Below are 6,609 nucleotides of genomic sequence, written 5' to 3'. Positions count from 1 at the left end.
TCAGATCCTTCTAATTTAATTAGGGTGGATAAAAATGGTTAATCAACACACCTGTAGTTAATTCAAGGTATTAAGCGAAGGTAGCAGAAAAGTTGATCACAACAGTTAATCAAATAAAAGGCTATTTTGCAGATAATCTATCCCTGCAAAATAGCCTTTTTCATATTTCATTCATCACACATTATTGTCCATTAAATCGCTGTGTAAGTTTTTGTAAATTTTCAGCTTGTTCACATAAGTCATTTGATACCACCGTATTGACCGCTTGCATGGAGGCACTTTGCTCATCTACTGACTGCAGAACGACTTCTGTATAGTTAGACAAACTTTCCATTCCATTGGCGATCGTTGATACTAATTTTGTCACTTCATTCGCGCTACCTGAAAGCTCTTCAGCTGTGGCAGAAATATCCTCTAGCTGGTTTGTCATTTTGCTAACATGCTGAGAGATCGTACCAAATGACTTTGTAGCCTCATCAATGACGTAGACACCCTGTTGAACGTTTTTCAAATCCTCTTCGACAGAAGTTGCTACTTGTTTTGTATCGCTTTCAATGCCCACTACTAGCTCGACAATTTGGGTAGCCGAATGCTTGGATTGCTCTGCCAATTTCCGAACTTCCTCCGCTACCACTGCAAAGCCTTTACCATGTTCTCCAGCACGAGCTGCTTCAATCGCTGCATTCAATGCAAGCAAATTCGTTTGATCTGTAATAGCGGTAATCATGTCTGTCATGGATTTAATATCCGTCATTTTGCTAGATAATTGTTGCATCAATTCGCTTGTTTTTTCAGTAGAAGTTGAAATAAATTCCATTTGATTTTTAGCTACGTGTAAAATTTCCGCTCCGTTGCCTGCAATTTCATTTGCTTCTTTTGCATGATCAAATACGTCTTGCGTTGCCACGGTAATGCGTTCAATGCCGTCAGCTGTTTCCTGCATAGAAATGGCACTTTCGTTAGCAGACTGTGCAGCTTGCTTAAGACCTTCTGTCGTTTTCCCTACTTGTGAGTCAACCTCATCAATGGCAATCGTAATTTCATTTGTACTTGCTGATAGCTCCTCGATGCTCGATGATAGGTCTGTAGAACTACTCGCAATTTTTTGAGTCATCGTATGTATTTGTTCATCCATCTCTAGAAACGCTTTAGCTAACTTTGAAATTTCATCATTGGAATTCACTTCAATAGGAGCAGTATGTAATTTCCCCTCAGCTATCGCTTGAGCAGATGCTGCTAATTCATTAATCGGCTTAATAATTTTATATTTTACATAGAATATATAGGATATTGTTATAGTAATCCCTAGCATCGTTAAAACAGTAGATAGCCATTCTAATGATCTAATATTTGTTAGATCTATAACTAAAATAACAATCATTAGAACATTTAAAATAGTAAAGCCAATGACACTTCTTTTTCGTAAACTCATACTAATCTCCTCCAACTATAATATTATTCCAACGTACTTATTATAGTCGAATTATCCTAAAATTAACAGAAAAAAGCCCAACTTTTGTAAGGTGAAAGACATATAAAAAGCACTTTGCTCTCACAAAGTGCTTTTATAAACATTATTTTAATTTCATAATACTTGATCCTGCAATACCTGGATGTGTCATCTCATATGGATCTAGAATTAAATCTAATTGCTCTTTTGTTAATACACCCTGTTCAAGGCAAAGCTCACGAATAGAACGACCAGTTAGGATTGCTTCACGCGCAAGTCGTGCAGCTACTTCATAACCAATATGTGGGTTTACTGCTGTTAGTACGCCAACGCTTTTTTCCACATATTCTTTCATGCGATCTTCGTTTGCTTCAATATCCTTTAAGCAATTTTGCGTAAATGCTCGGAAAACATTATTCATAATACTAATCGATTGAATTAAGTTGAAAACAAGTACAGGCTCCATTACGTTTAACTCTAATTGTCCTGCTTCAGATGCTAATGAAATTGTATGATCATTACCAATTACTTGGAAAGCAACTTGGTTAAGAACCTCTGGCATAACAGGATTTACTTTCCCTGGCATAATAGACGAACCAGGTTGACGAGCTGGTAAAATGATTTCCCCTAAGCCAGCACGTGGACCTGAAGCCATTAAACGAAGGTCATTGGCAATCTTCGACATGTTAATCATACAGATTTTTAATGCGCCTGATACTTCTGTATAAGCATCTGTATTTTGTGTTGCATCCACTAGATGGGAAGCGCCTTTAAGTGGCAAACCTGAAATTTCAGCAAGATGAACATCTACTGATTGAATATAATCAGGGAATGCATTTAATCCTGTACCAACTGCAGTTGCCCCCATATTCACATCATATAAATTTGGGCGAGTTTGACGAATGCGAACAATATCACGGCTGATAACACGAGAGTATGCTTCAAATTCTTGTCCTAATCGAATCGGCACAGCATCTTGTAAATGCGTACGACCCATTTTAATAACATGCGCAAATTGCTCCGCTTTTTGGTGGAACACCGCTTGCATATTTTCCATTGTAAGAAGTAATTCATCTATCAAATTCAACACAGCAATATGAATAGCTGTTGGGAAAGCATCGTTTGTAGATTGTGACATATTAACATGGCTGTTTGGGCTAATTGTATGGTAGTCCCCTTTTTCCTTGCCTAAAATCTCTAGGGCACGGTTAGCAATGACTTCGTTGGCATTCATATTAATAGATGTGCCAGCACCGCCTTGGATTGGGTCTACGATAAATTCTGCATCCCACTTGCCATCAATAACTTCTTGTGAAGCTTCGACAATTGCATCTCCGATTTCTTTTGAAAGTAAGTGTACCTCCATATTACCAAATGCAGCTGCTTTTTTTACAATACCCATTGCTTTAATAAGAGCAGAGTGAATCGTGTAACCTGTAATTGGGAAATTTTCAGTTGCACGAAGCGTTTGAATTCCGTAATAAGCATTGCCTGGTAATACACGTTCACCTAAAAAGTCTTTTTCAATACGTTGTGTGGACATAATTGTCGTCTCCTTTGATGTTTTACTCACACTTGATAGTAGCTAATAAATGCCGTGTTGTAAACAGTCATTTATCTGTAAAATGAAAAATTCATAAACTAAGCGCTACTATTAACATTAATATACAGTAAAAATCGCTTTCAAAAGAAGAATTGATGAATAGATAAGGAATTTCCTCGAAAATTCAAAAAAATATTGGCAATTAATTCGAACAGCTAAAGTAAAGATAACAAGAGAGTTGCACCAAATTTAGTCAACCATCTTGAAAATTGTGCCAAAACGCTTAATTAATGAATCTTCACCAAAACGTGTACTTGATTTCCGTTCCGACTGGGCGCTTTGCCGCTGACGCTTCGCTTTCGCGCAGAGCAGAGCTTCCAGGGGGCGTTCGATGAGCCGCTTGGGCCTACACGATGTAGGTCACGAAGGCGTTATCACAGGACGTGATGTTTTTAGCCTTCGTTCCTCTGTATGCTCGCTCCAGGGTCTCATCTGTGACGCTAATCCCCTAGGAGTCACCCAGCCGTAACGAAGATCAACCCCTATATGGCATACGTTTTAACAAATATCATCCACAATTTTTGTTGATGAGCCTAATTAATACAACTTATGTCATCGTAGACAAATGACTAGTTTGATTATAGTATTGAATCGTCCATTTATCTTTTTCAAATTTAATTTCAGATAAGCAGGCGTTTCCTAACTTTGTTTTACCTGAACCAATTTCATTATTTGAAATAGCTGCTAAAATAGCATTTATCACTCCTCCATGTGATACTAAAATAATTCTTTTATCTTTCTCACTTTGATAAATAAAATGTAGTGCTTCCATTACACGCTTCGTTAAGCTATCTCTTGGTTCTTGATTAGGGTAATTTCTGTTAGGAAATTTAGATGTACGTTCCACAACTGTCAATCCTTCTGCATCACCATAATTTCTCTCAATAAAATGATTCATTTCTAAAATCGGTACTGACATTTTTTCTGAAATGATTTCAGCTGTTTGTTTTGCACGAAGTAATGGACTTGTAATAATCAAATCATAATTTGTTGTCGACAAATGATTAGCACATTCATTTGCTTGATCAACTCCTGCTTGATTTAAAGGAATGTTCATACGCCCTTGTAATCTCCCTTCCTTATTCCAATCTGTTTCTCCATGTCGAACTAAACATATCTCCATTGTTTATTCACCCCCTTGTTTCCCATTTTTAAAAATAGTATATAACATCCTCAAAATTTATAGGTATTAAAGGAAAAAGACAGAATCAACATAAATGCGTCATTCTGTCTTTAACATAAATTATTATAATGAAATAATTAATAATACACTTACTTTATACTCGATTTCTTAATTATTTATTAGAAGTCACTGTAAAACGGCTGTTTACATGCTTAGGTTTTTCAATTTCATCTAATACCGCAATGGCGTAATCTGCATAGCTGACATAGCTTTCTCCAGCATCGTTCACTAATAATTGATCTTCTCCAGCCGTATAGCTACCTGTACGTGGACCCTCTGGATCAAAGAAAGCAGATGGACTTAAAAATGTCCAAGTAATAGTGGATTGTTGCAAGTCATGTAAATTTTCACCTTGGTTTTTAGCTGTCGCGTAAAACATTTCCGGGAAATCTGGTGTATCCATTACGCGTATCGTTTTCTCTGGGTCGACAAACAGACTACCCGCACCACCGACAACAACTAATTTTGTATCAATGCCAGTGAAAATATCAATTACATGACGGCCAGCTTTCGCATGTAATTCCTCTTGACCAAAAGGAGCGCCAAACGCATTTACGACTACGTCAAAGCCTTTCACATCTTCTTGAGATAATGCAAAAACATCCTTTTCAAGAACATGAATATTTGTTGTTACTTTCGAAGCTGAACGGACAATCGCAGTTACATCATGCCCTCGCTGTAGTGCCTCCTCTACAATTTTTTGCCCTGCTTTCCCTGTTGCGCCAATTACTGCAATTTTCATACTCATAATTCCTCCCATTTTTCAGTTGTAACCGCTTTAGTTACAGGTTAGATACAAAAGACCGACTTCGTCATTTAACGAAGTTGATCTAACACATTCTGTAAAGTTTGTGCTTGAAGCTGTTCTTCCATTGCATGCCAGACAGATGTATAAACATCTTCCAAAGTACATTGGATTTTTCGACCAACCGTACAATCTGGATTTGGCTCATCATGAATCGCAAATAGCTGCTGTGGCCCATTAATCGCATGGTAAATGGCTAATAGCGTTAAATCTTTTGGCTCTACTAATAGGTCATAGCCTGCAATACCTGATTGAGATGAAAGCAAACCCGCTTTTTTCAATACCCCGATCATTCGGCGCACGACAACTGGATTTGTATTAACACTCCCTGCGATATAATCAGATGTCAGCTGGCTTTTATCAGATGTTGTTGCAATGAGCGAAAGTATATGGATCGCTACCGAAAATCGACTGTTCACCATATGTATCACCACCTGTTGTAACTATTATAGTTACAGATTGAAATATAAGCAAATGAATTGCTCTATTTATCCCTGCCGTTTTGAGAAGTACTATACGATGATTATACTTTCTTCAAATAAATGACTAATTCTTGTCGTATTTCTCCATCTTCCTCATAAAAGTCTAAATTATGAAATTCATACTTAAAATGGCCAACTGGGAACGTCACACTTTCCCCCTGTGCCGCTGCTAATATGCCTGCCACATCATGTGACACCATTTGTAAAAGCTCTGTACCTGAAAACGCTTCGATAAATATCACGTTCATCATAAAACACCTCCTAAGCTATTATAGCTTAGAAGGCGCTTACATTTATAGTCTTTCTTTATAAGGTTGAAGGCGAATTTCCTCAATGACCTGCATCATTATATGTATTTGCTCCTGTGTTAATTTTGTAGAGATGTGGGGTAGCTCAGATTCCACTTTTATTTGAGGAGTATTCGTAAGCAATTTCGTCCTTAAATGCCGCTCACGCTCTCTTCCGTCTATTAGAAAAACCAATGATCTCCTCACATCATTCACCTCTACTGTTCGTTAAAATTTCCAGATTAAAACTTATATCGGAAGAAATTTCAAAAATTAAAACATCCTTTATATAAAGTGCTAGAAAATTTGGCTCTTTATAAAATATGGATCTCTATTTTGGCTGCTTTGGCGGTTCTATCTGGCATTTTGACGGTTCTATCCGTCGGTTTGGCGGTTTTTCCGTCGTTTTGGCGGTTTTATCCACGTTTTTGACGGTTCTATCCACGTTTCTGGCGGTTCTATCCACGTTTTTGATGATTCTATCCGTCGCTTCGGCCCTTTTATCCATCGCTATGAATTCTATCCGTCACTTTGGTCCTTTTATCCGTCGCTCTGGCTCTTTTATCCGTCACTCTGTATTCTTTCCGTCGCTTTGGCTTTTTTATCCGTCGCTCTGATTCTTCTTTCCGTCGCTTTGCCTCTTTTATCTGTCACTCTGTATTCTTTCCGTCGCTTTGGCCCTTTTATCCATCGCTCTGATTCTTCTATCCGTCACTTTGGTCCTTTTATCCGTCGCTCTAGCTTTTCTTTCCGTCGCTTCGGCCCTTTTATCCATCGCTATGAATTCTATCCGTCACTT

At 37.9% G+C, this 6,609-nt stretch carries 8 protein-coding genes; 2 read left to right on the top strand and 6 right to left on the bottom strand.

Going from position 1 to position 6,609, the window contains the following annotated elements; translation table 11 throughout:
- Positions 1-181: 181 nt before the first annotated feature.
- From QRN68_RS15095 to QRN68_RS15070, 6 genes are all read right to left on the bottom strand, one after another.
- Positions 182-1,432 carry a methyl-accepting chemotaxis protein gene (locus QRN68_RS15095; RefSeq protein ID WP_285397724.1) on the bottom strand — a complete coding sequence of 417 codons (1,251 nt, stop codon included), beginning with the start codon at positions 1,430-1,432 and terminating at the stop codon, positions 182-184.
- Between the two features lie 142 nt (positions 1,433-1,574).
- Positions 1,575-2,993: an aspartate ammonia-lyase gene (aspA, locus tag QRN68_RS15090; RefSeq protein ID WP_285397723.1), complete on the bottom strand. Its 1,419-nt coding sequence runs from the start codon at positions 2,991-2,993 to the stop codon at positions 1,575-1,577.
- Between the two features lie 607 nt (positions 2,994-3,600).
- Complete coding sequence (locus tag QRN68_RS15085) at positions 3,601-4,176, bottom strand: histidine phosphatase family protein (protein WP_285397722.1); 576 nt, start codon at positions 4,174-4,176, stop codon at positions 3,601-3,603.
- Positions 4,177-4,348: 172 nt separating this feature from the next.
- A complete protein-coding gene (locus QRN68_RS15080; protein ID WP_285397721.1) occupies positions 4,349-4,978 on the bottom strand; it encodes an NAD(P)-dependent oxidoreductase in 630 nt (209 codons plus the stop codon).
- A 74-nt stretch (positions 4,979-5,052) separates the two neighbouring features.
- Positions 5,053-5,463: an Rrf2 family transcriptional regulator gene (locus QRN68_RS15075; protein ID WP_285397720.1), complete on the bottom strand. Its 411-nt coding sequence runs from the start codon at positions 5,461-5,463 to the stop codon at positions 5,053-5,055.
- A gap of 101 nt (positions 5,464-5,564) precedes the next feature.
- Positions 5,565-5,771, bottom strand: a complete 207-nt coding sequence (locus QRN68_RS15070; RefSeq protein WP_285397719.1) for a thymidylate synthase — start codon at positions 5,769-5,771, stop codon at positions 5,565-5,567.
- A 362-nt stretch (positions 5,772-6,133) separates the two neighbouring features.
- Between QRN68_RS15070 and QRN68_RS15065 the strand changes: the two genes are divergently transcribed.
- Entirely contained in the window at positions 6,134-6,427 is a 294-nt protein-coding gene (locus QRN68_RS15065) for a hypothetical protein (RefSeq protein WP_285397718.1), read from the top strand.
- On the top strand, positions 6,403-6,609 hold a 207-nt coding region (locus QRN68_RS15060; protein WP_285397717.1), incomplete at its 3' end, for a hypothetical protein. The genes QRN68_RS15065 and QRN68_RS15060, both read left to right, overlap by 25 nt.

The organism is Lysinibacillus sp. fls2-241-R2A-57 (genome assembly GCF_030209535.1).
GTDB lineage: Bacteria > Bacillota > Bacilli > Bacillales_A > Planococcaceae > Lysinibacillus.
This window is presented reverse-complemented; position numbering and strand designations above follow the sequence as displayed.

Bases quoted from the DNA above. Each gene is read 5' to 3' on its own strand.
- QRN68_RS15085 (WP_285397722.1), bottom strand. From the start codon at position 4,176: ATGGAGATATGTTTAGTTCGACATGGAGAAACAGATTGGAATAAGGAA.
- QRN68_RS15095 (WP_285397724.1), bottom strand. From the start codon at position 1,432: ATGAGTTTACGAAAAAGAAGTGTCATTGGCTTTACTATTTTAAATGTT.
- QRN68_RS15080 (WP_285397721.1), bottom strand. From the start codon at position 4,978: ATGAAAATTGCAGTAATTGGCGCAACAGGGAAAGCAGGGCAAAAAATT.
- QRN68_RS15075 (WP_285397720.1), bottom strand. From the start codon at position 5,463: ATGGTGAACAGTCGATTTTCGGTAGCGATCCATATACTTTCGCTCATT.
- aspA (WP_285397723.1), bottom strand. From the start codon at position 2,993: ATGTCCACACAACGTATTGAAAAAGACTTTTTAGGTGAACGTGTATTA.
- QRN68_RS15065 (WP_285397718.1), top strand. From the start codon at position 6,134: ATGGATCTCTATTTTGGCTGCTTTGGCGGTTCTATCTGGCATTTTGAC.
- QRN68_RS15070 (WP_285397719.1), bottom strand. From the start codon at position 5,771: ATGAACGTGATATTTATCGAAGCGTTTTCAGGTACAGAGCTTTTACAA.